This window comes from Paenibacillus sp. FSL W7-1332 (genome assembly GCF_037969785.1).
Lineage (GTDB): Bacteria > Bacillota > Bacilli > Paenibacillales > Paenibacillaceae > Paenibacillus_AQ.
Map to the genome: position 1 here is coordinate 2924023 of NZ_CP150209.1, position 21552 is coordinate 2945574.

Sequence of the window (21552 nt, forward strand, 5' to 3'; positions counted from 1 at the left end):
TGGCGAGTAAAAGGACCACCTGCACCTACTCTGCGAATGGAGGAAGTTTTATGAAAAAAGAGAGACATATCCGCTTGGCCTCTCATTCGGACGCATCCATCCTGGTCCGGTTAAACTGGGAGTTTAATGAAGTGTTAATGCCGCTGGAGGAAGCTGAATATCACTTAAAACAATCGGGTGAAATTGTGGCCATAGCCTATTTAGGTGATGACCCTGTTGGATTTGCCTGTGCTCAGTCCTTCCAATCCTTCTGTTACCGGGAGCTTGTTGGCGAGATAACGGAAATGTACATTCAGGAGCGGGCAAGAAGGCAGGGGCTGGCAGGAATGCTGCTCGTTTTTCTGGAGGATCAATTGATTGCGCGTGGGGTGAAGGCCGTTAAGGTGCTTACGGGTCATGATAACCACCAAGCCATCGGAGTTTATGAGAAATCAGGTTATAAGCGGGAAGATGAATTGCTTCTGGAGAAAGAGCTTGGGTAATATGCTGAATGTGTGTAACCTGCTAACCAATGGATATTTCACTTATCGATAGGGGAGTGAGCCTGATGTTATGTGATAAAGACCAATACGTTGAAGAATTGCTCATTCTGAAGACAATAGCGGAAAATTTGAACCAGAGCAACGATATGAAGCAAATGCTGCAAACGACACTCGAAAAATTGCTGGATTTAACCCAGCTTGAGACAGGATGGCTTTTTCTGATCGGGGATCAACCACATTATGATCAAATAGCCGATGTCAACCTTCCGCCTGCTTTATCACGGGATAACAAAAAACCGATGCGATGCGGAGACTGCCTATGCCTGCGCTTGTATTGGGCAGGAAATTTAAATGAACCGGTTACGATTATTGAATGTGAACGACTGCATAATGCCAAAAAGGAGTGCTGGGGAGAAACTCACAATCTGACCCATCATGCTACGATTCCCCTCACGGTTCAAGGTAAACGGCTGGGGCTGCTGAATGTGGGTTCGCCAGGCAAAGAGCATTTTAGCGAGGGAGAACTTGCGTTGTTGCAATCCGTTGCCTATCAGATTGGAACGGCGGTCGAGCGGACAAAACTGTCGGAGCAAAGGGAGAAACAGGCGGTGGACAGCATAGCCCGTTTCATCGTCGATTATTATGCCAAGGCAAGCAAAGTAACCAGATATCTATGGAAAATTAACGATATGAAGAGAATGCATGTGGCGATTGTGGAGGAGCTTGCTCATGCATTTGGCTGGCCGACTGTTGCTATGATTACGTCTGACGATGACAACTTGTATCTTCGTGCGGTCCGTCAGAATGAAGTGACGCATAGCTGCAAGGAGTTGGTACGAAAGGCTGCCCATAAGACCGCACGAAAGTCAGGAATCGTACAACGGGCATATGAGGAACAAAACGTAGTGGTGCAAGAAGGCCTGGTCCGGGTGCTTCCCGGCGTTCAGCCCCATACGTATACGGCGGCGATACCATTAAAGCATCTTGAGCGTATTTTTCAGACCTATGAGACGATGGGGGTGCTCTTTATTGGCCGTGAGAGTGGGCCCTTCTCTGAGCTGGAGGTTGAAATCTTAGAGGTGCTGGCGGAGCATATATCATTGGCCATTGAAAAGATATGTTTATATTACGAGTGGCAGGATTTATTGTTGGTTGAAGAGAGGAACCGTTTGGCACGGGACCTACATGATTCCGTCAATCAAAAGCTGTTCTCTCTTTCACTGCTTGCCCAAGGCGTGCGTGAGACGACCTTACATGAGAATCCGCATACGGCGGAGGCAATACACGATATTGGACAGCTTGCCCAGGAAACGCTCACTGAAATGCGCTCGTTAATTTGGCAGCTGCGACCTTCCGGAGAGGCCAAAGGGATATTGGCTTCACTGAAGGACTATGCTGAGAAACTTGGCATACAGCTGACGTTTATCATGAAGGAAATTCCTGTTTTGACGAACCGGGTGGAAGAGTCCTTGTATCGAATTGGGCAGGAGGCATTGAACAATATCAGCAAACACGCGGGTACGAATCGAGCCTGGATCCGAATGGAACAGGACGGCTCCAGTCTATATATGAAAATATCGGATCAAGGCCGAGGATTCAATCCGGGATCGCCCGAACTCTGTCCGCATTCGCTTGGGCTTACCAGCATGAGGGAGAGGGCTTCAGAAATACAAGGAACCTTAAGTATAAGCAGCGAGGAAGGCACAGGGACGATGGTGACCGTAATGGTTCCGTTTTTATCCAAGAAAGAGGTTTGAACTTATGAAGATTAAAGTGCTAATTGTTGATGATCATCTCGTTGTATTAAGGGGGTTGCGTTATTTTCTGCAGACACAGCCCATGATCGAAATCGTAGATCAAGCTCTTAACGGGCTAGAGGCTCTGGATAAGGTAGAGAAGCTGCAGCCTGATGTGGTCCTGATGGATCTGAAGATGCCGGAGATGGACGGAGTCGAAGCCACGAAGCGAATCACAAACAAGTTTCCACATACGAAAGTTATCATCCTTACCAGTTTTGCCGATCGGGATTCGGTTTTGCCGGCGATTAAAGCGGGAGCTATTGGATATCAACTGAAGGATATCGAGCCTAAAGTGCTGGTCGAAACCATCATCGCTGCCGTAAACGGAAATCGCATGCTTCATCCTCAGGTAACGAATCAATTAATTGCCCATGTGGCGACAGATACCGAGCCTGTTAAAGGCATCGACATTCTGACTATTCGTGAGCAGCATGTACTTGAACAGATTACGCTCGGCAGGAGTAACAAAGAAATCGCTGCAGAACTACATATTACCGAGAAAACGGTAAAGACGCATATCACGCATATTCTGGGAAAAATGGAGGTGCAGGATCGCACCCAGGCGGCCTTGTACGCGATAAGGAACCATTGGTTCGACACATAACCCTCAGACTATGGTCGTAGTGTCAGGTCTTATCTTCGGGTAAGGCCTTTTTTGTATGGCTGATTTAGACCAGGGCTGGACGTAACCGGTCTGGAATTGCGTTTAAATGGAACTATAGGGAAACAGAAGTACACCGTCAATGGCTAAAAAGGAGGAATAAACAATGACCATATTAGTTACAGGTGCGACAGGAAAAGTTGGTCGACAGGTGGTAAATGAGCTGCTTAAGACTGGACATCGCGTCAAAGCGCTCAGCCGCTATCCGGCATCAGCCAAATTACCTGCTGGCGTAGAAGTGGTTGCCGGTGATCTGAGTAAGCCCGACTCGCTGATTCCAGCGTTACGGGGTGTGACCGGCCTCCATTTAATCACGACAGGAGCAGGCTACGTCCCGCTTACGACAGGGGAGGAGATTATTCGAATCGCGGAGGCTGCCGGAGTAAAGCGCGTCAGCGTATTGTGGGACGGAAAGAAAGGGACGGTGGAGGAAGCACTAGAATCGAGTAATCTGGAATGGACACAGCTGCAGCCGGTCGATTACATGTCCAATGTTATGAACTGGAGAGAATCGATACGAACAGAGGGTGTAGTACGCGATATGTTTGGTGATTCGTTAAATGCTTCGATTCATGAGCAGGATATCGGACGGGTGGCTGCAGCGGTCCTGTCGGAGGACGTTCATGTGGGCAAGATTTATCCCCTAACCGGTCCCGAGGCGCTAACGGTTCCTGACAAGGTGCAGATTCTTAGTCACTATATCGGTAAAGCTGTAAAGTTTATTCAGTTAACCGAAGAGCAGGAGCGTAAACGAATGGCCGAACTTGGAGTCGATGAGGGTGTCATCGATTACGTCATCAACTGGTACAAGAATCCACCGATCGAAGCATATACCGTCAATCAAACGGTTGAACAAATCACAGGACGTCCTGCAAGAACGTTTGCCGAGTGGGCGGAAGAGCACGCAAGTTACTTCAAATGGTAAGAAATGAATGAAGGAGGAATGATCATGAATGACGAACGGGCTTCACGTGCGGGACCGCGGGAGTGGATCGGACTGATGGTGCTCAGTTTGCCCACATTGCTATTAGCCCTTGATTTCACAATGCTGCATTTGGCTCTTCCGCATTTGGCTGCGGATCTTAAGCCGAGCAGTGTGCAGCAGCTGTGGATTCTTGACATATACGGCTTCATGATTGCCGGGTTTCTGATTACAATGGGGACGCTCGGTGATCGGATCGGAAGGAGAAAACTACTTCTAATTGGCGCCTTTGCATTTGGCGTTGCCTCAATCGTAGCTGCGTTCTCCACCAGTGCTGGCATGCTGATTGTCACCCGTGCACTGCTCGGTATATCCGGCGCTACCTTGATGCCATCTACGCTTGCACTGATCAGTAATATGTTTAAGGATTCAAAGCAAAGGGCGACAGCTATTAGCGTGTGGATGGTTTGCTTCTCAAGCGGGGCTGTGATCGGCCCGGCCGTAGGAGGAATACTGCTTGAATATTTTTGGTGGGGCTCAGTATTTCTCCTTGGCGTTCCCGTCATGCTTCTCCTGCTTGTGACGGGGCCGTGGCTCCTGCCTGAATACTGCAATTCTGAATCCAAGAAGCTGGACCCCATTAGCGTTATATTGTCGTTTGGCTCGCTTCTCCCCTTGATTTACGGTCTTAAGGACATGGCTAAGGAAGGCATCAGTTTCCTAGCAGCGCTATTATCGATCATTGGTCTCAGTATCGGCTATTGGTTTGTTAGACGGCAAAAAAGGCTGAAAGATCCGCTGCTCGACTTGGGATTGTTCGCATACCGTGGGTTTAGCTGGTCGCTAATCATGATGCTGATGGGTTCGTTGATCGTTGGGGGATTTGTCTTTCTGTTTACTCAGTATTTGCAGATGGTGGAAGGACTTTCTCCGGTGGAAGCAGGTCTGTGGATGATGCCTTATGCCGCCGGCAGCATTATTGGTATATTGGCAGCGCCGATGTTAGCACGAAGGTTTCCCTCATCACATCTCATCGCCTCTGGTTTATTGATCTCATCAGTCGGTTATCTCATGGTCATATGGACGGATACGTCATGGGGAATGTTAATCCCCATCCTCGGCAGCGTTCTTCTGCTGATGGGAGTGGGTCCTCTTCAAGTCTTAAGCATGGACCTTATTATCGGATCAGCACCGCCAGAGAAAGCAGGAGCAGCATCTTCCTTGTCGGAAACAAGCGGCGAGCTTGGGATGGCACTTGGTATCGCTGTGATGGGGAGTATAGGTACAGTCATTTATCGCAATCGGATGAATGTTCCTGACGGTATTCCGAATGAAGCGGCAGAATCGGCCAGTGATACATTGGCTGCTGCTATGAATGCAGCGGAACAGCTACCTGCAGCGCTTGCCGATGAGATCCAAATGTTAGCTCAAGCGGCATTTGCGTCCGGATTTCAAGTCGTTGGTATTCTGAGCTCCGTTCTATTGATAGGAATCGCAGTAATTTCAATGGCTTCCCTCCGTGATAAAAGCCCTATCAAGGGAAATGAATAACGTTCAAAATCATCAAAGTATATTCAAAAAGCATGATGATCGAGTATTCAGGATCATCATGCTTTCATTATTTGCCGGAGAGTCCCATCGTTTATGAATGCTGAACATCGCTCCGGTATTGACCAGGTGTGAGTCCTGTATTTCGTTTAAACACGGAGTGAAAAGAATGCATGTCCTTATAACCGACCTTCTCGGCAATCGTACTGATTTTGTCCGAGGTGGTGCGCAGCAGCTCGCGGCTCATTCGAATCCGTACGGTTTGCAAATAATGATGCCAGCTCTGGCCTGTATATCGGCGGAACAGCCGCTGCAAGTGGCGCTCGCTGAATCCGCTGATATGTGCAAGCTGCGTCAAAGTGAGGTCATGCATGTACTGCACTTCCACGTATTGAAGGACATCCTGAAAGGAATGGTGCTGCGGCACCGAAGGCATCGTATGTGGATGTTCAATGACACGGCTGAATTCAATGATCAGCTGCAGCAGCAGCGTGTGCAGATAAACGGCAGAACCGCTGCCGGGCATGGCATTTTGTTCATAGAGGGAGCTAAAGAGCCTCTCGAAGCGATCATGTCGGTCCATAATCGCATGGTACCCTAGGGAGCCATCTTCCATGCCTTTCAAAAAGGCAGCCGTATCCGAACCTGTTGTAAAAGCAATCAGTTTGGGCAGCAGCTGTACAGAGAAAATGCAATTATTCACGATGAGCGGCTTCCCGTTTGCAGAAGTGGGCCGGAATACATGAGATATTCCGAGTGGGATATAGAACATTTGACCTTTGCGTACGCGCTGTACCGAGTTCTCCAGGTGATGAAAACCTTCACCCTCCGCAATATAAGCAATCTCCAGAAAATCATGGTTATGGTATGAGCCTGTAAAATTCTCCGCGTTTCGATTCACATACATCAAGGTGTCATCCTGGAAAAAGGTATCTCCATAATAGGTTTCCATGGGTCGCTTCATCATCATTCTCCTTGTCGTTAATAGGGAAAGAATGTCCGTTATGCCTCATATTGTTGTCCGATATCCCCATAATTCCACGTTCAGGTTCACTTATAATAATAGTTGAAACAGGCACGGTTAGGGAAGCGCACATCCCGAGTTGCGGCCTATAAAACTTGATTGTGGCAATAACCTTTAATGAAGGTGAACGGAGGGATAGCCTATGTTCAGCGTTACGGATTTACGATGTGAGTATCAGCATAATCCGATTGGAATCGGCGAGAAGCATCCGCGTTTAAGTTGGAAGCTGGTCTCGGACGAAAGGGCATTCAGGCAAACGGCCTATGAGATTGAAGTTTCGAATGATGATCGTTTTGCTGTGCCCTTTTGGACTTCAGGGAAAGTAGCTTCTTCGCAATCGGTTCATGTGGAATTAAGCGAATGGAGCGTATCGTCTTGTAAGCGCTATATTTATCGAGTCCGCGTCTGGAATCAAGCCGGGGAGGTATCGGAATGGTCGGATGCAGCCTATTGGGAGACGGGTAAACTGCAGGGAGAGAAATGGATAGGGGAATGGATAACGGCACCTAGTTCTTTGCTGCCGGCCGAGTCTCCTCATCTACCGCTCCTTCGCAAGAGCTTCAGCTTGAAGTCGCCCATTGCGAAGGCGAGAATATATGCCTCGGCCTTAGGCCTTTATGAACTGGAACTGAACGGGCAGCGGGTGGGAGATTGTTATTTCACACCCGGATGGACGAGTTATGAACATGCAATACAGACGCAAAGTTATGACGTGACGGATATGCTGAATGCTGGCCTAAATGGCATCGGCGCTTGGCTCGGAAATGGATGGTACAGGGGGCAATTGGGATGGGAGGAACGGAGCGCAATCTATGGGAATCGATTAGCCCTTTTGCTGGAGCTGCATATTACGTATGCAGACGGGAGCGAAGAAGTAATTGCAACCGATTCAAGCTGGCAGTCGGCCAAAGGCCCGATCACGATGTCAGAACTCTATCATGGTGAAACCTACGATGCCCGGTTGGAGCTGGAAGGCTTCAGCTCAGGAGATTTTAACTCAAATGATTGGCAGGGTATCGAAACGATCGATCACGGGTTTGACATGCTGAAGCCTCAAATTAACGAGCCGGTAAGAGCCATCCAAAAGGTGCAGCCCGTTGAATGTCTGATTACACCCAAAGGTGAAACCGTCATCGATTTCGGACAGAACCTGGTGGGCTGGGTCCGGTTTAGCGTGTCCGGCGCGGAAGGCGCTATCGTGACGCTGCAGCATGCGGAGATACTGGATTCCGAGGGGAACTTGTATACGGAGAACCTCCGAACCGCTAAACAAACCATTCAGTATACGTTAAAAGGTGGAGGACAAGAAACCTATGAGCCACGGTTTACGTTCCAAGGCTTCCGGTATGTCCGCTTAGACGGTTTCACGGAGGAGCAGTTGAGCCGTGGGGTTTTTGAAGCAGTTGTGCTCCATTCGGACTTTGAAGAAATCGGAACGTTTCAGTGCTCAGATCCCATGGTTAATCAATTGCAGAGCAATATTCGATGGGGGCTCAAGGGGAATTTCCTGGATGTGCCCACGGATTGTCCCCAGCGTGACGAGCGGCTTGGCTGGACGGGAGATGCACAGATGTTTATTGGGACGGCGGCCTATCTAGCGAACGTGGCTCCTTTCTTCACCAAGTGGTTATCTGATCTGGCTGCAGACCAGCGTGGCGATGGGGCAGTGCCTTTCGTTGTCCCCCATGTGCTTGGCGATGAGGCCTACGCTTCGGCCGCATGGGGAGATGCAGCGGTCATATGTCCGTGGACGGTATATGTCAGTTATGGCGACCGACGGATATTGGAACGTCAGTATGAGAGCATGAAGAGCTGGGTCTCCTACATTCAGGCTCAGGGGGAGAATGAGTATTTGTGGAATACCGGCTTTCATTTTGGTGACTGGCTGGGACTTGATGCGAAATCCGGCGACTATGTGGGGGCTACAGAGCGGGATATGATAGCGTCGGCATTTTACTGTTATTCGGTAGAACTGCTTAGGAAAACAGCGATCGTATTGGGTCAAGAAAAAGATGCTGCCCTGTATACGGAGCTTAAAGATAAGGTGGTCGCTGCATTTCGCAACGAATTCGTGACCCCGTCAGGAAGGCTAGCGGCTTCGACTCAGACCGCGCATGTGCTTGCGCTCATGTTTGGGCTGCTGGATGAAGATGCGGAAAAACGAGCAGCGAAACGTCTTTATTCGCTGCTGGAGGAGAGTAGATTTCATCTAACGACAGGCTTTGTGGGAACACCCTATATTAACCATGCATTAAGTCAGCATGGCATGCATGACGCGGCCTATAAGCTGTTGCTGCAGAGGGACTATCCTTCATGGTTGTACCCGGTTACGAAAGGCGCAACCACGATATGGGAGCACTGGGACGGTATTAAGGAAGATGGCAGCTTCTGGAGCCGGGATATGAATTCATTTAATCATTATGCATATGGAGCCATTGGCGAGTGGCTGTATCGTACGGTTGCCGGCATACAAACTGTGGAGGAAGCGCCGGGTTATAAGCATACCGTGATTGCACCCGTGCCGGGCGAAGGATTGACATGGGCTGAAGGCGTGATCGATACGCTGTACGGATCCGTCCGGTCAAGTTGGAGATTGGAAAGTGGTGGAGAGTTTCAAATAGAGGTAACCATCCCGCCTAATACAACAGCGGAGATCCGACTGCCAGGTGTTTTTAATGCATCAAGCGTTACAGAAGGAGAGGCGATACCTCTAGACGAAGCGAGAGGGATTCAATCTGCACGTGATGGTGAAGCGGGTGTTGTGATTCAAGCGGGCTCAGGAGCGTATACATTCAGATATGTTTATTCCGATCATGCTGTGCAGTCATGAATAGAAACAGGAAGCATAAGTTCCTTACCGTGGTGAATTGCGGTAAGGAACTTTTTTTCTCTTCACATAGTCACATTTATGGGCGAATGCACATACAAATACAAAGTGATCTTAAGGAAGCGAGGGGAACTCTGTGGCAGTCATCAAAGCGAATTCGAATGATGTGGATCTTCTGGCAAGATTGATCCGCGCAGAGGCAGAAGGCGAAGGCGAGCAAGGCATGCTCATGGTCGGGAATGTCGGAGTGAACCGGATATTGGGCAACTGCCTGGATTTTCGAAACATCCGCAGCATGAACGATATGGTTTTTCAGAGCCCGGGTGGTTTTGAAGCAACACAGAAAGGCTATTTTTATCAACGAGCTAGGGATCGGGATCGTCGGCTAGCCCAAAGGGTCATTAATGGGGAACGCATATGGCCGGCTAGCAACGCGCTGTGGTTTTTCCGGCCGGCAGGAGATTGCCCGGCAACCTGGTACAATCAGCAGAACACAGGCCGATTCAAAGCACACTGTTTCTTCACCCCGACATATGCCGATTGCCCGTCCGTTTTTTGATTCATGTTATACAACCGCTTAGGCGGGAGTTATAAATTAAAGGAGGAAATTACTTATGTACAATCAAGGTGTGCCACCTGTGAACTTCATGAATGGAGTCCGTTATCCGGGAGTGCCGAACCGCGGGACGGCTGGTTATACGGCGAACGTTCCACCGCAGGTGCCTAGCGGAAGCCCAATGACTCCAGGAGGCACCGTTGTTCCCGCCCCGCAATTCGAACAATCCTACGTAGAGAATATTCTACGACTGAATCTGGGCAAACAGGGAACCTTCTATATGACGTATGAAAACAATTCGCAATGGAATGCCAAGGTGTTCACAGGTGTGGTCGAAGCTGCTGGACGCGATCATATCATTATCAGCGAACGGTCGACAGGCCGCCGTATCATCCTGCTGATGGTAAACCTGGATTATGTCGTGTTCGACGAGCCGCTTCATTATCAATATCCGGGTGTTATCGGCAATCCGCCTCCAACGGCTAGATAATCGATCCGATTGCATAAAGAACCTTCGTTTACTCAGGCGTAAACGAGGGTTTTTTCTTTATGTTATACTTGGACATATTCAATGTTCATGCGATTTTTTCTATCCAACGCGTGCGGATTCATCGTATTCTATTAACATTTTGAATGTTTATTCATAGAATATATCAATTCATCGAAAAACGAGTGCTAACGGCTGAGAATCAAATTAAAGCTGATAACAACGTTGATTAATGTCATAAGACAACGTTTGACTGTGTATCGTAGTACTATATAATTACTTATATAGCTTGATTAAGTCGGAATAAGACAAGGAGATGAGACCATTGGGAAGTTGATGCGTAGTCCGAACACGCTGTTATGCTTGATGGCACCACACATTTTTAATAACCGAAGGAGGTGTTCCTATTCGTCATAGCATGCTGTATGGCGGGTAGGAGATCGATTGAGTGACCCCTTACCGAGTTTGATAAGTTTAACCTTGGTATTGATTCTCGTCCTGTTAAATGGATTTTTTGTATCGGCTGAATTAGCTTTCGTTAAAGTGAAAAGCAGCCGTATTGACGCTCTGGCCGAAGAAGGACATAGACGTGCAAAATTTGCGCAGAACATATTGAAGAACCTGGACGGATATATATCCGCATGCCAGTTTGGTATTACCATCGTGTCCATTGGACTCGGATGGGTTGGCGAAAGAACGATATCCGCCATGATTACGCCTTGGTTTCATGGCATAGGCTGGAGCAATACAGCCGTTCATGCCGTGTCCTTGGTAATTGCCTTCATCCTGATTGCACTCATGCACATTGTATTTGGTGCATTGGCGCCCAAGACAGTGGCTGTACGTAAGGCGGAACAAATTGCGCTGCTATCTGCAGGCCCACTGCGGGTGTTTTACACGATGATGTTCCCGTTTATCTGGTTTGCCAATGGGCTCTCCAATAATGTTCTCCGTTTATTCCGGATGCAACCGGTGGTTGAACGGAATGTTCATACCGAGGAAGAACTGCGGGATATGATGAAAGAGAGCAGTGAGAGCGGCCTGATGGATAGCACGGATATGGTGTTGGTAGACAACATTTTTGAATTTGCCGACACGACAGCAAGGGAGATCATGATCCCCAGAACAGAAATGATCTGCTTATACAACAATCTTTCATTGGAAGAAAATCTGAAGATCGCAAGCGAGGGGATGCGAACCCGTTATCCGATTTGTGACGAAGACAAGGATCATATCATTGGCTTTATTCACATTAAAGATCTGATGCGCGGATTCGTTCGTGACCAGCTTTCCTTGATTCGCCCGATCATTGCTGTTCCTGAGTCGATCAAGATCAGCGATCTGCTGCGAAGAATGCAGCGGAGCAAGACGCAAATTGCCATTCTAATTGATGAATACGGCGGGACTTCAGGACTCGTAACCCTGGAGGACATCATGGAAGAAATCGTCGGTGAAATTCAAGATGAGTTTGACGAAGAGCGTCCGGGCATTGAAAAGGTGGGGGAGGATGAATACTCCATTGATGGATTGATGCTGATCGATGAAATTAATGACCAATTTGGTCTGAACGTGGATACAGAAGACTATGATACTATCGGTGGATGGCTGTCCTCGCGTCTTGAGGTGCTGCTCCCACACAAAGGTCAATCTGTCATGTATGAGGATTATCGCTTTGTGATTGAGGAGACCGAGAATAAACGGATTTCGCGGATTCGTCTGATCAGGCAGCAGCAGCAGCTGATTCAGGAAGAAGCAGGTGCGTGAACTGGATATTAGAAGAAGCCTCGACAAAATATGTCGAGGCTTCTTTTTATTTGCAGAAAAGTTTCAAAAAATATATCAATCCATGAAGAATTAGAAACTTTTGTTCTGTCACTGCGTGTTAAAATATGGATGTACCTATTATATTGAAAGAAAGGTGATATGATGTCAAAAGCACGCAGTCCTAAACGTATAGCTTCAGCGGTTGCAGTCAGTGTTCTATTAAGTTTATCTCTGGCAGGAGGGGCTTACGCGGATTCGGCTACAGACATTGCACCCGGTGCCTTAACGACTCCGCCTCCTGTGGAAATGAACCTAAATTCTTCTCTCAACACGTTAGCCAATAAATATTTGATGGATTATTTTTCTTCGATAGGGAAAGTAAGCAGTACTCAAGTAGGGATTAGCGCCACTACCAGTGCTTCTCAAGCTGTAGATTCTCTGGGTATCAATTATGTTCTTCAACGCTGGACGGGCTCCGCTTGGGTCGATTCGGGAGCTTCATACGATAACGGAACGAGTAGAGCCTCTCTGAGCGGAAGCAAAACTTTTAGTGTGCAGGCGGGTTATTATTACCGGGCCAAGACGATTCACTGGGTCAAAGAGAGCGGTACATATGAAGAAGGAACTTATCACACGAGCTCGATATTGGTAGCACAATAATCCGAATATGGATTTATGAAGGGAGTGCCTCGCAAGATCCTAGATCTTGCAGGGCACCCTCTTTTTTTGCATCGAAAGACGCTCCGTACAGGAATCGTTTCACCCTTCGCTGGCCCATCATCTGCTGATCTGTGTGGGCAGCCATGGAACAAAAAGGTCGAAGACCAGCCCTTAAGCCTGTCTTCAACCATTTTATTGGGAACAACCTGTTCTTTTTTTAGATTCTCTAAAAAATCATTGTATGCTGTTTGCAATTTTTATGAATTCATCTTCTGTGAAGAAGCCGCTAATGGATACAATCACTTGATCATTATCGTATAAGAAGCGAAGGTTAGTCTCGGTTAAATAGGCTTTTGCTCCGGATTCAAGAATAATCGTCTTCTTAATATCCCCATTGAGATTGATCATTTTACCAAGTGTCATCCCGATAAGATCTATATGGAAAAACTTTTCTTCCGAATTTTTATAATGAAGATGAAGCTCTTCAAAAACCGGATTTTCATCTGTTATTAATGCTGTAGCCTCATAGAATTTGTAATCTTCCGGAAGATAATTGATTTTTGGTATTTTAAAAGGTGCGCGTTTTTGCGATTCTGTCAGAGATTCATCCGTATCTGTGAAAGTAATATATTCGGTTTCCACTAATTGAGCTGGCGGCACATACCCTTCGGGTTCTATTCCCTGCTCCGGTGGGGGAGCCGTTAATGCCTTGCTCTTATCAACAGGCTCTCGCATACCGAAAATTTGGGTCACCACACCATTTCCCCAATCCTTGATCTCCTGATAAACCGGTGTTACCGCTTGAGTTACAGAGGATGGAGAGAATATCAATGCACCAAAGGCCATCGATGCTGCGATGACTCCGGCTAACTGAAAAGTGCGTCGACGCTGTTTCTTTTTGTGTACCTGTTTGATTTGCTGTTGAACCTGCTGCCAGGATTGTCGTTTAGATTCAATGTCAGTAGGGAGTGAGGAACGTGAAGCTGCACGATCAAAGGCTTCGTCAAACGCCTCATCAAACCAATCATCGTATTTTTCGTTGCTCATCCAATTCACCCCACTCTCTATACAGCATTTTCTTTACGGATTCTCTGGCGCGGAACAAGCGCTGCTTCACGATCTCTTCGCGAGTATTCAGCAGCTCCGCGATTTCTCTGTACGTCAGACTATGCTTCCACCGATACTCAATCAATAGCTTGTATTCAGGCTTCAATTGGTCGAGATAATGCTCGATGGATTCCTCCAGCATATTCGACTCCACCTGATGTTCGACGTTCGTGGAAGAAACTACCACGTCCTCTTCATTAATAAAAACACTCTCGACATCCACTTGGTTACGGTATTTTTTATTTTTTCTTAAATAATTCATGGTTGAGTTTTTGGCGACGACACGGAGCCATCCCCGCATCTTGCTTTCGGTTTCAAAATTCGGCTTACTTGTAATCACTTTTATAAAGGACTCCTGAATGATATCCTCAACAGCAGCATGATCCCGTACGACATACAGTATCTGTCCATAAACGAGGTCATAAAATTCATAATAGACTTCTTCCTGAATAGGTTCGCTCAGATCAGCGAAATCTGCTGCAAGGAGGAGCTGTAATCGGTTGGACACGCGATAATCCCCTCTCTGGTGTAACCATCCTATTTCTCTCATCATTTTACAACATATCGGGTAAAAAAGCCCTATTAATTCTAATAACAGCCGACTCTGAAGACTGTTTCCGGGAAACGGGTTAATCCTTATGAAGTCATGTGGTTGAAGCGCATTAGCTTATGAAATAATATGGCAATCTTAGATATGCGTCCATCTCTTCATCATATGCTCGGCAATCTATCGGTATTAATCAAAATAGGGTTGAAGTTGCATCGGGAATCGGGAAGGGAAGGGAAAGGAAAGGGCTAGAAGGTCCATTATGAAAAAAACAGAGCAGCCTCTAATTAAAAGACTGCTCTGTTGCAGATTTCCGATCTCATTGTGTCATGCACATAACGAAAATGTAGCGGTTTAAGCCCAATTGCCGTCGATGAATACAGGCTCCTCTTTGCCATCATGAGTGATTCCGGTAATATGAAGCTCTTTGGAGCCCATCATGAAGTCAACGTGGGTAATGCTGGTGTTCAGACCGCTTGCTTGAAGCTGTTCGGACGTCATGGTCTTGCCGCCCTCAAGGTTAAAGGCATACGCGCTGCCGATGGCCAGGTGACAGGAAGCATTTTCGTCAAACAGTGTGTTGTAATACAAAATACCGCTTTCCGAGATCGGGGAGCGATAAGGCACAAGGGCAACCTCGCCAAGATAATGTGAGCCTTCATCCATGGAGATCAGGCGGGTTAAGGTATCTTCGCCTTGTTCCGCGGAAAAATCGACGATGCGGCCATTCTCGAACGTGATCGAGAAATTGTCAATGATGTTGCCGCCGTAGCTCAAAGGCTTCGTGCTGCGTACGGTGCCGTTCACGCCGGTTTTGAGCGGAGCGGTGAACACTTCCTCCGTCGGAATGTTGGCAACGAAACGCTCGCCTTTCTCGTTGTGACTGCCCGCTTGGGCCCAGATATGTCCCTCCGGAAGCTCGATCGTAAGATCCGTCCCTGGTGAAGTGAAGCGAAGCTTATGATACTTCTTGGCATTGAGTTCATCCGATTTGTGCTGGAGGGTCGTGATATGATCTTCCCATGCACCAATGGGATCTTCGAGATCCGCGCGGACCGCGTGGAATATCGCATCCCACATTTTATCCACCTGCTGCTCGGCCGGAACGTCAGGGAACACCTTGGCAGCCCAATCAGGGGAAGCATAGGCAATGCCGGTCCAGCTCATTTTATCGGCTTGCTGATATTGCCGGTATTTCGCCATAGCGGCGCCATATGTACGCTGGTAATTGGAAATACGCTCCGGATCAACGCCTTTAAGCAGGTCAGGGTTCGAGGAGAGAATGGTCAAGAAAGCAGCCCCTTGCTCGGCAAGCTCGGTTACTTCCTCCGCATAATATGTCGGCGGCTCCAGAAAAGCTTCGTCTGGTGCCAGATCGTACCGTATCCGGTTCACAACCTCATCACTATAGTTCACCTTTACTTGCTTGGCACCCGTTTCATAAGCTTTCTTCACGATAAGACGTACCAACGGTGCAGCATCGATCATGGCGTTAACGACCAGCGTTTGTCCCGGCTGCACATTAGCACCCACCTTGACTGCAAGCTCCGCGTAGCGTTCCATTTTTTGTTCAAAGTTGGACATGACAGCCCCTCCATTTCCTTTATGCTATCAATAAGTAATTTGATGCGCTTTCTTGATTATGACACAATTTTTCCGTTTGTAAATCAACCTCAGGTCAATTAAAAGCCGGAAAAGTTCAAGAAAGCAGCTACTTCATATGAAATAGCTGCTTTATGCTGTCCCGTTTCTTAAAATGCCCAGTTTCCTTTCAGGAATACCGGTTCTTCCTTGCCGTCCGCCGTCACTCCGTAAATATCCATGTCGCCGGAGCCGATCATGAAATCAACATGGGTTACACTCGTATTGAGACCGCTTTGAATCAATTGCTCCTGATTCATATCTTTTCCGCCTTCCAAGCAGAAAGCATAAGCGCTGCCGAGTGCAAGGTGGTTGGAGGCATTCTCATCAAACAACGTATTGTAATACAGGATGTTGGACTCCGAGATCGGGGATTGATGCGGCACCAGCGCCACTTCTCCAAGATAACGGGCACCCTCATCCATGTTCAGGAGACGCTCAAGGGTTTCATAACCTTGCTCTGCCGTGAAGCTGACTACTTTACCTTCTTCAAAAGTAAGGGAGAAATTGTTCACGATGTTTCCGGCATAACTCAAAGGCTTCGTGCTGTGTACGGTTCCGTTGACGCCTGTTTTGAGCGGAGCGGTAAAAACCTCTTCTGTTGGCATGTTAGCCACAAAGGAATGTCCGCGTTCGTTGATGCTGTCGCCTTGCGCCCAAATATGCCCTTCCGGCAGCTCAATGGTAAGATCGGTTCCCGGTGCGATATAGTGGAGTTTCTTGTATTTCTTAGCGTTCAACACGGTGGATTTCGCTTCAAGCACTTCGAGGTGCTTGTTCCAGGCTTCAACCGGGTTATCCTGATCCACACGCACGGTGTGGAAGATGGCATCCCACAATTTGCCGACTTGTTCGGATTCCGGCACATCCGGGAACACCTTGGCTGCCCAAGCTGCTGAAGGCACCGCGATCAGACACCAGCTAAACTTGTCGGACTGCTGATAAGCGCGATAGGTCTTCAATGCTTCTCCGCGCGCTTTGTAGAAGTTTCCGATACGCTCGGAATCAATGCCGCTGAGCAGATCGGGATTTTCGGCAAGCACGTGCAGAATGGCTGCGCCGTTCTCCACCAATTCCGTCATTTCGCCGGCATACCATTTTGGCGCTTCGGTAAACACGTCATCCGCAGCCTTTTCGAATTGAAGTCGTGTTATTGTTTCGTCGTTCCACAGGATCTTAACCAGGCGGGCACCCGCTTCATATGCCTTTTTGGCAATCAAGCGAGCGAATTCGGCGGAATCAACAGGAGCATGAACCACTAAGGTTTGTCCTTCTTGTATGTTAACTCCAACCTTTACAGCCAACTCGGCATATTTGTCCAAGTATGTATTGAAATCGGACATTTGGTACCCTCCAATGCAATTTAATTTACCAACCCATATTATACTAGATCAAGGCGTATAATAAAAACAATAATCAGCTGCCAGGAAAAGTGATATACTGAGTTTTGTGAGTGCTTTACAACGTAATGAAGGAGCGTGAAAACGTGTCAGAAGTCCGAATCGAGCGTGCGGATATGAAGCGGGATGACAGCGATCAGTTCGTAGGATATACCGTATTTTCTATAGATGGACATGCATCAGCCTACGAGATTACTTTCCTGAGCAAGAATGGCCGGGACTGGGACTACAGCTTGAACTTCGCTGGCGAGCCAGGAATCGAGGAGCAGTTTCTTCAGATTGACGAGCGGATTGAAGCCGATAACGAATTGTTTGATGACTTGCTGGATGCTGCCATCGATGCTAGCGAGTTCGGCGAATAAGAGACGATTTTAGAAATGTATTCCAATGAAACAAACCGTACGCCTCCCATGGAAGGGGGAAGTGTACGGTTTGTTTAAGATTGTATAAGCTTTCAGGTAAGCTGAACACATTCGATAATCGCAAGAAATGTTCCGACATGGGAGACGTATAACTTAACCAATCGTAATCCGGCCTTCCGGATGGCGGTACAGTTCTTTATTATTCTTGCGACTCAGCGCATAAGCAAGGGTTAGCGGTCCTAACCGGCCAAGGAACATGAGCAGGGAAATGGTCACCTTACCAACCCCGGACAGCTCGGTTGTAAGTCCCATGGATAGCCCGGCAGTACCGAACGCGGATACGGCTTCAAACAGAATTCTTAAGAATTCGCCAGATTCCGTAATGGACAGAAACATGGAAGCTCCCACCAATAGCAGCAACGATAGAATCGTTAGTGTAATGGAACGGTAAACCAGGGCTTGGGAGATTCGATTGCGATAGAGAACAACGTCCCGTTTTCCCTGGATCATCGTAACGACGGCACCGATAAGTACGGCAAAAGTAGTCACTTTAATTCCGCCTCCCGTTGATCCGGGAGCTGCCCCGATGAACATCAGGATAATCATGAAGAACTGGGAGGATTGCTCCAGACTCGCGATATCCAAGGTGCTGACGCCACCGGAACGGGGAGTGATCGATTGGAATAGGGAAGCCATGATTTTTACCGGATACGAAAGCGGCCCTAATGTTTTGGGATTGCCATGCTCCAGAATAAAGATCATGACAGCCCCAATTACAATTAATAGTGACGTTACGGTTAATACAACCTTGGAATGAAGAGACAGTTTCTTGCATTTCGGATATTCAATAAGATCAAAAATGACGATAAAGCCGACTCCTCCAAGGAAGATCAAAAGCATGAGAATAATATTGACAAAAGGATCCGCTACATAGGTTGCAAATCCTGAGAAGGGTCCGTGAATTTGGCCAAAGAGGTCAAAGCCTGCATTGTTGAATATGGAAATACTCTGGAATATGCCGAAGTAAGCCGCATCGGAAAGCGGCATGATGGCAGAGAACCTGAGCGTAAGCAGTAATGCGCCTGCCCCTTCTATGATCAGCGTATAGACGAGCACTCTTCGGATAAGGTCGACAATCCCTTGAATTTGGTATTGTCCCATTGCTTCCTGAAGGATCATGCGCTCCCGAAGCGAGATTCTGCGGTTGAACATCAATGCAATCCAGGTGGCTGAGGTCATAAAGCCCAATCCGCCAAGCTGAACGAGCATGAGCATGACAATTTGTCCAAATATGGACCAATGGGTCCCTGTATCCACAACGGTTAAACCCGTTACACTGATAGCGGAAACTGCTGTGAAGAGAGCATCTACGATTGGGGTAGAAGTTCCGTCCGCCGTAGCAATGGGAAGTTTCAGCAGGAACGTCCCAATCAGTGTAATCGAAGCAAAGCCGATTGCCAGAAATTTGGGAGGGGTCATTTGGTTGCGAAGGTCTTTCTTTTTCATGCCAATTATCCTTTTCCGAAAGTTTAAATTTGAAATCATTCTCTAATATAACACGAAAGGTGAATCATTTAACCATCATGAATTCGAACCGAGCACCGATCCCTGTATTTATCCCACTGTTTATCGGCATCATCGCTATTTCTTTTTCCTCCATATTCGTAAAATGGTCCACCAGTCCCGTATCCATTCAAGCGATGTACAGACTGGTGATTACATTCCTGATCATGCTGCCCTTCGCGGGCAAATATGCGCCGGCTATCAAATCGTTGAAGCGTTCTGAACTGCTGCTGCTTCTTCTATCCGGTTCGATGCTGGCCCTGCACTTTTTGTTATGGATGGGCTCCTTGAAGTGGACGAGTGTAGCCAGCTCCACAATTATCCTTGCCCTTCAGCCGGTGTTTGTGATGATAGGTGCTTACTTCTGGTTTAAGGAGAAAACATCGCTGGCGGCAATCGGCGGCATGGCGATCGCTTTCCTCGGCGTATTCCTTCTCATTGGGAGCAGCGGGCTCAGTGGGAGCAAGGGGCATTTGACTGGTGATATCATGTCGCTGCTGGGGACGGCTGCGGTCGCCGTGCATATGCTGCTGGGTCAATTGCTGCTGCGGCGTCTGCCTTCATTCTTATACAGCTGGCTTGTCTTTGCAGTAGCAGCCTCCGTATTGGCGGTGTATAACGTGGGAATGAACATTCCGATGACGGGGTATTCCGGACGAGAGTGGGGGATTTTTGCTTTATTGGCTGTCGTGCCAACGGTATTCGGCCATCTGCTGTTCAATTGGCTGATGAAGTATGCCACAGCCTCCACCGTATCGATGAGCGTTCTTGGAGAGCCGGTTGGAGCGAGTTTACTGGCTTTTCTCCTGCTGAATGAGTCGATGAACTCCCTGCAGGCGGCAGGGGGGGCGCTCGTGCTGTTAGGGCTGGTATTATTCTTGAAAGTCGGGAAATCGAAAAAGCAGCCTGTAGACCTTCAACCCGAAGTGCTGGGGTGAACTTCGCTTTATTTTTGCTCTGCCGGAGTAGTTCTGAATGAAATGGCGCACACTGAACCTAAAAAGTCAAATCCTTACAAAAATGGATATCGACTCGAGAAGGGGTTTCGAGCGTGAAAGCAGTCACTTATCAAGGCAGACATCGGATCCAAGTAAAGGATATGAAGGACGCCGTTCTTCGGCACAGCGACGATGTCCTGATCCGAGTCACCACCACGGCCATCTGCGGATCGGATTTGCATTTATACAACGGTGGATTAAAACAGCTGAACGATGATTACATTATCGGCCATGAGCCGATGGGAATCGTGGTGGACGCAGGTCCTGAAGTAAGCAGGGTCAAAGTGGGAGACCGTGTGATCATTCCTTTTATTGTATCTTGCGGAAAATGCCTGTTTTGTCAGAATCACATGGAGAGCCAATGCGATTATGCGAATGAGGGCAAGAATACCGGCGGTTTTTTTGGATATAGTGACGCGTACGGCGGTTTTCAAGGTGCGCAAGCAGAGCTTTTGCGGGTTCCTTACGGGAATTCCATGCCCTTTGTTATACCTGAGGACGCCGAGATGGAAGATGAGAAGCTGCTCATGCTTTCCGATGCGCTGCCCACAGCCATCTGGAGCGTGGAGAACGGAGGGGTTAAACCAGGCGATGTCGTGGTTGTTCTGGGCTGCGGTCCCATTGGACTGCTAACGCAAAAGTTTGCCTGGCTAAAAGGCGCGAAGCGGGTGATTGCGATCGATCATGTGGATTACAGGCTCGCGCATGCGAAACGGACCAATCACGTGGAAACCTACAATTTTGAGAAGATCCCCGAAGTGGAGAGTTATATCCGAGAGATCACCAAAGGCGGCGCAGATGTTGTCATTGATTGTGTTGGTCTGGATGCCAAACGGACCCCTGCTGAAATGCTGGGCAGCATGCTGAAGCTGCAGGGAGGCTCCTTGGGTGCTTTCCGCATGGCTGTGTCTATGGTTCGCAAATACGGGACCGTCCAGCTAACCGGCGTATACGGGCTTGTTTATAGTGCCTTTCCGCTTGGAGAACTGTTCGAACGCAACATAACGTTAAAAATGGGGCTGGCACCGGTCATTCATTACATGCCGCGCCTTTATCAAATGTTGAAAGAAGGGACTGTGGACCCTTCGGATATCATCTCACACCGGCTTCCGATGGAGAAGGCTGCCTATGGCTACGATATCTTCAATGAGCGGAAGGATGGCTGTATCAAAGTCATCTTAAAGCCTTAAGCAGCTGAATAAAC

General features: G+C 48.0%; 19 protein-coding genes. 13 read left to right on the forward strand and 6 right to left on the reverse strand.

The window, feature by feature from the left end; translation table 11 throughout:
- The first annotated feature begins 50 nt into the window (after positions 1-50).
- The 5 genes from MKX98_RS13035 (at position 51) to MKX98_RS13055 (ending at position 5415) form a co-directional block, all read left to right on the forward strand.
- Entirely contained in the window at positions 51-482 is a 432-nt protein-coding gene (locus MKX98_RS13035) for a GNAT family N-acetyltransferase (protein WP_339223313.1), read from the forward strand.
- 65 nt (positions 483-547) lie between these two features.
- Entirely contained in the window at positions 548-2239 is a 1692-nt protein-coding gene (locus MKX98_RS13040; RefSeq protein ID WP_194542122.1) for a GAF domain-containing sensor histidine kinase, read from the forward strand.
- A 4-nt stretch (positions 2240-2243) separates the two neighbouring features.
- Positions 2244-2885 (forward strand): response regulator transcription factor, encoded by a 642-nt coding sequence (locus MKX98_RS13045; protein WP_071224363.1) that lies wholly within the window; start codon positions 2244-2246, stop codon positions 2883-2885.
- Positions 2886-3048: 163 nt separating this feature from the next.
- The gene (locus tag MKX98_RS13050; protein ID WP_339223315.1) at positions 3049-3867 is read left to right on the forward strand and encodes an NAD(P)H-binding protein; all 819 of its coding nucleotides are present in this window, start codon (positions 3049-3051) and stop codon (positions 3865-3867) included.
- Between the two features lie 24 nt (positions 3868-3891).
- Positions 3892-5415 carry an MFS transporter gene (locus tag MKX98_RS13055; RefSeq protein ID WP_339223317.1) on the forward strand — a complete coding sequence of 508 codons (1524 nt, stop codon included), beginning with the start codon at positions 3892-3894 and terminating at the stop codon, positions 5413-5415.
- 91 nt (positions 5416-5506) lie between these two features.
- Here the strand turns inward: MKX98_RS13055 and MKX98_RS13060 are convergent, their stop codons facing one another.
- Positions 5507-6382, reverse strand: a complete 876-nt coding sequence (locus MKX98_RS13060) for an AraC family transcriptional regulator (RefSeq protein ID WP_339223319.1) — start codon at positions 6380-6382, stop codon at positions 5507-5509.
- A 196-nt stretch (positions 6383-6578) separates the two neighbouring features.
- Between MKX98_RS13060 and MKX98_RS13065 the strand changes: the two genes are divergently transcribed.
- The 5 genes from MKX98_RS13065 to MKX98_RS13085 all read left to right on the forward strand — a co-directional run bounded on the left by MKX98_RS13065 (position 6579) and on the right by MKX98_RS13085 (position 12730).
- Positions 6579-9266: a glycoside hydrolase family 78 protein gene (locus MKX98_RS13065; RefSeq protein WP_339223321.1), complete on the forward strand. Its 2688-nt coding sequence runs from the start codon at positions 6579-6581 to the stop codon at positions 9264-9266.
- A gap of 133 nt (positions 9267-9399) precedes the next feature.
- Positions 9400-9822 (forward strand): cell wall hydrolase, encoded by a 423-nt coding sequence (locus MKX98_RS13070; protein WP_194542125.1) that lies wholly within the window; start codon positions 9400-9402, stop codon positions 9820-9822.
- A 55-nt stretch (positions 9823-9877) separates the two neighbouring features.
- A complete protein-coding gene (gene gerQ / locus MKX98_RS13075; RefSeq protein ID WP_071224357.1) occupies positions 9878-10309 on the forward strand; it encodes a spore coat protein GerQ in 432 nt (143 codons plus the stop codon).
- A 441-nt stretch (positions 10310-10750) separates the two neighbouring features.
- A complete protein-coding gene (locus MKX98_RS13080; RefSeq protein WP_339223323.1) occupies positions 10751-12070 on the forward strand; it encodes a hemolysin family protein in 1320 nt (439 codons plus the stop codon).
- Between the two features lie 159 nt (positions 12071-12229).
- Positions 12230-12730: a hypothetical protein gene (locus tag MKX98_RS13085; RefSeq protein ID WP_339223324.1), complete on the forward strand. Its 501-nt coding sequence runs from the start codon at positions 12230-12232 to the stop codon at positions 12728-12730.
- A 234-nt stretch (positions 12731-12964) separates the two neighbouring features.
- On the opposite strand, the gene MKX98_RS13090 is transcribed toward MKX98_RS13085, so the two are convergent.
- From MKX98_RS13090 to MKX98_RS13105, 4 genes are all read right to left on the reverse strand, one after another.
- Complete coding sequence (locus MKX98_RS13090) at positions 12965-13777, reverse strand: DUF4367 domain-containing protein (RefSeq protein WP_194542127.1); 813 nt, start codon at positions 13775-13777, stop codon at positions 12965-12967.
- Complete coding sequence (locus tag MKX98_RS13095; protein WP_194542128.1) at positions 13755-14345, reverse strand: sigma-70 family RNA polymerase sigma factor; 591 nt, start codon at positions 14343-14345, stop codon at positions 13755-13757. Before MKX98_RS13095 ends, MKX98_RS13090 begins: the two co-directional genes overlap by 23 nt.
- 393 nt (positions 14346-14738) lie before the next feature.
- Positions 14739-15968: an aminopeptidase gene (locus MKX98_RS13100; protein WP_339223326.1), complete on the reverse strand. Its 1230-nt coding sequence runs from the start codon at positions 15966-15968 to the stop codon at positions 14739-14741.
- Between the two features lie 167 nt (positions 15969-16135).
- Positions 16136-17368 (reverse strand): aminopeptidase, encoded by a 1233-nt coding sequence (locus MKX98_RS13105; RefSeq protein WP_339223327.1) that lies wholly within the window; start codon positions 17366-17368, stop codon positions 16136-16138.
- 143 nt (positions 17369-17511) lie between these two features.
- Between MKX98_RS13105 and MKX98_RS13110 the strand changes: the two genes are divergently transcribed.
- Positions 17512-17787, forward strand: a complete 276-nt coding sequence (locus MKX98_RS13110; protein WP_071224350.1) for a hypothetical protein — start codon at positions 17512-17514, stop codon at positions 17785-17787.
- A gap of 153 nt (positions 17788-17940) precedes the next feature.
- Here the strand turns inward: MKX98_RS13110 and MKX98_RS13115 are convergent, their stop codons facing one another.
- The gene (locus MKX98_RS13115) at positions 17941-19293 is read right to left on the reverse strand and encodes a TrkH family potassium uptake protein (protein ID WP_194542131.1); all 1353 of its coding nucleotides are present in this window, start codon (positions 19291-19293) and stop codon (positions 17941-17943) included.
- Between the two features lie 77 nt (positions 19294-19370).
- Here MKX98_RS13115 and MKX98_RS13120 point away from each other — a divergent pair, with 77 nt between their 5' ends.
- Complete coding sequence (locus MKX98_RS13120) at positions 19371-20288, forward strand: DMT family transporter (protein ID WP_339223330.1); 918 nt, start codon at positions 19371-19373, stop codon at positions 20286-20288.
- A gap of 113 nt (positions 20289-20401) precedes the next feature.
- Complete coding sequence (locus MKX98_RS13125; protein ID WP_339223332.1) at positions 20402-21538, forward strand: alcohol dehydrogenase catalytic domain-containing protein; 1137 nt, start codon at positions 20402-20404, stop codon at positions 21536-21538.
- The last annotated feature ends 14 nt before the right edge of the window (positions 21539-21552 follow it).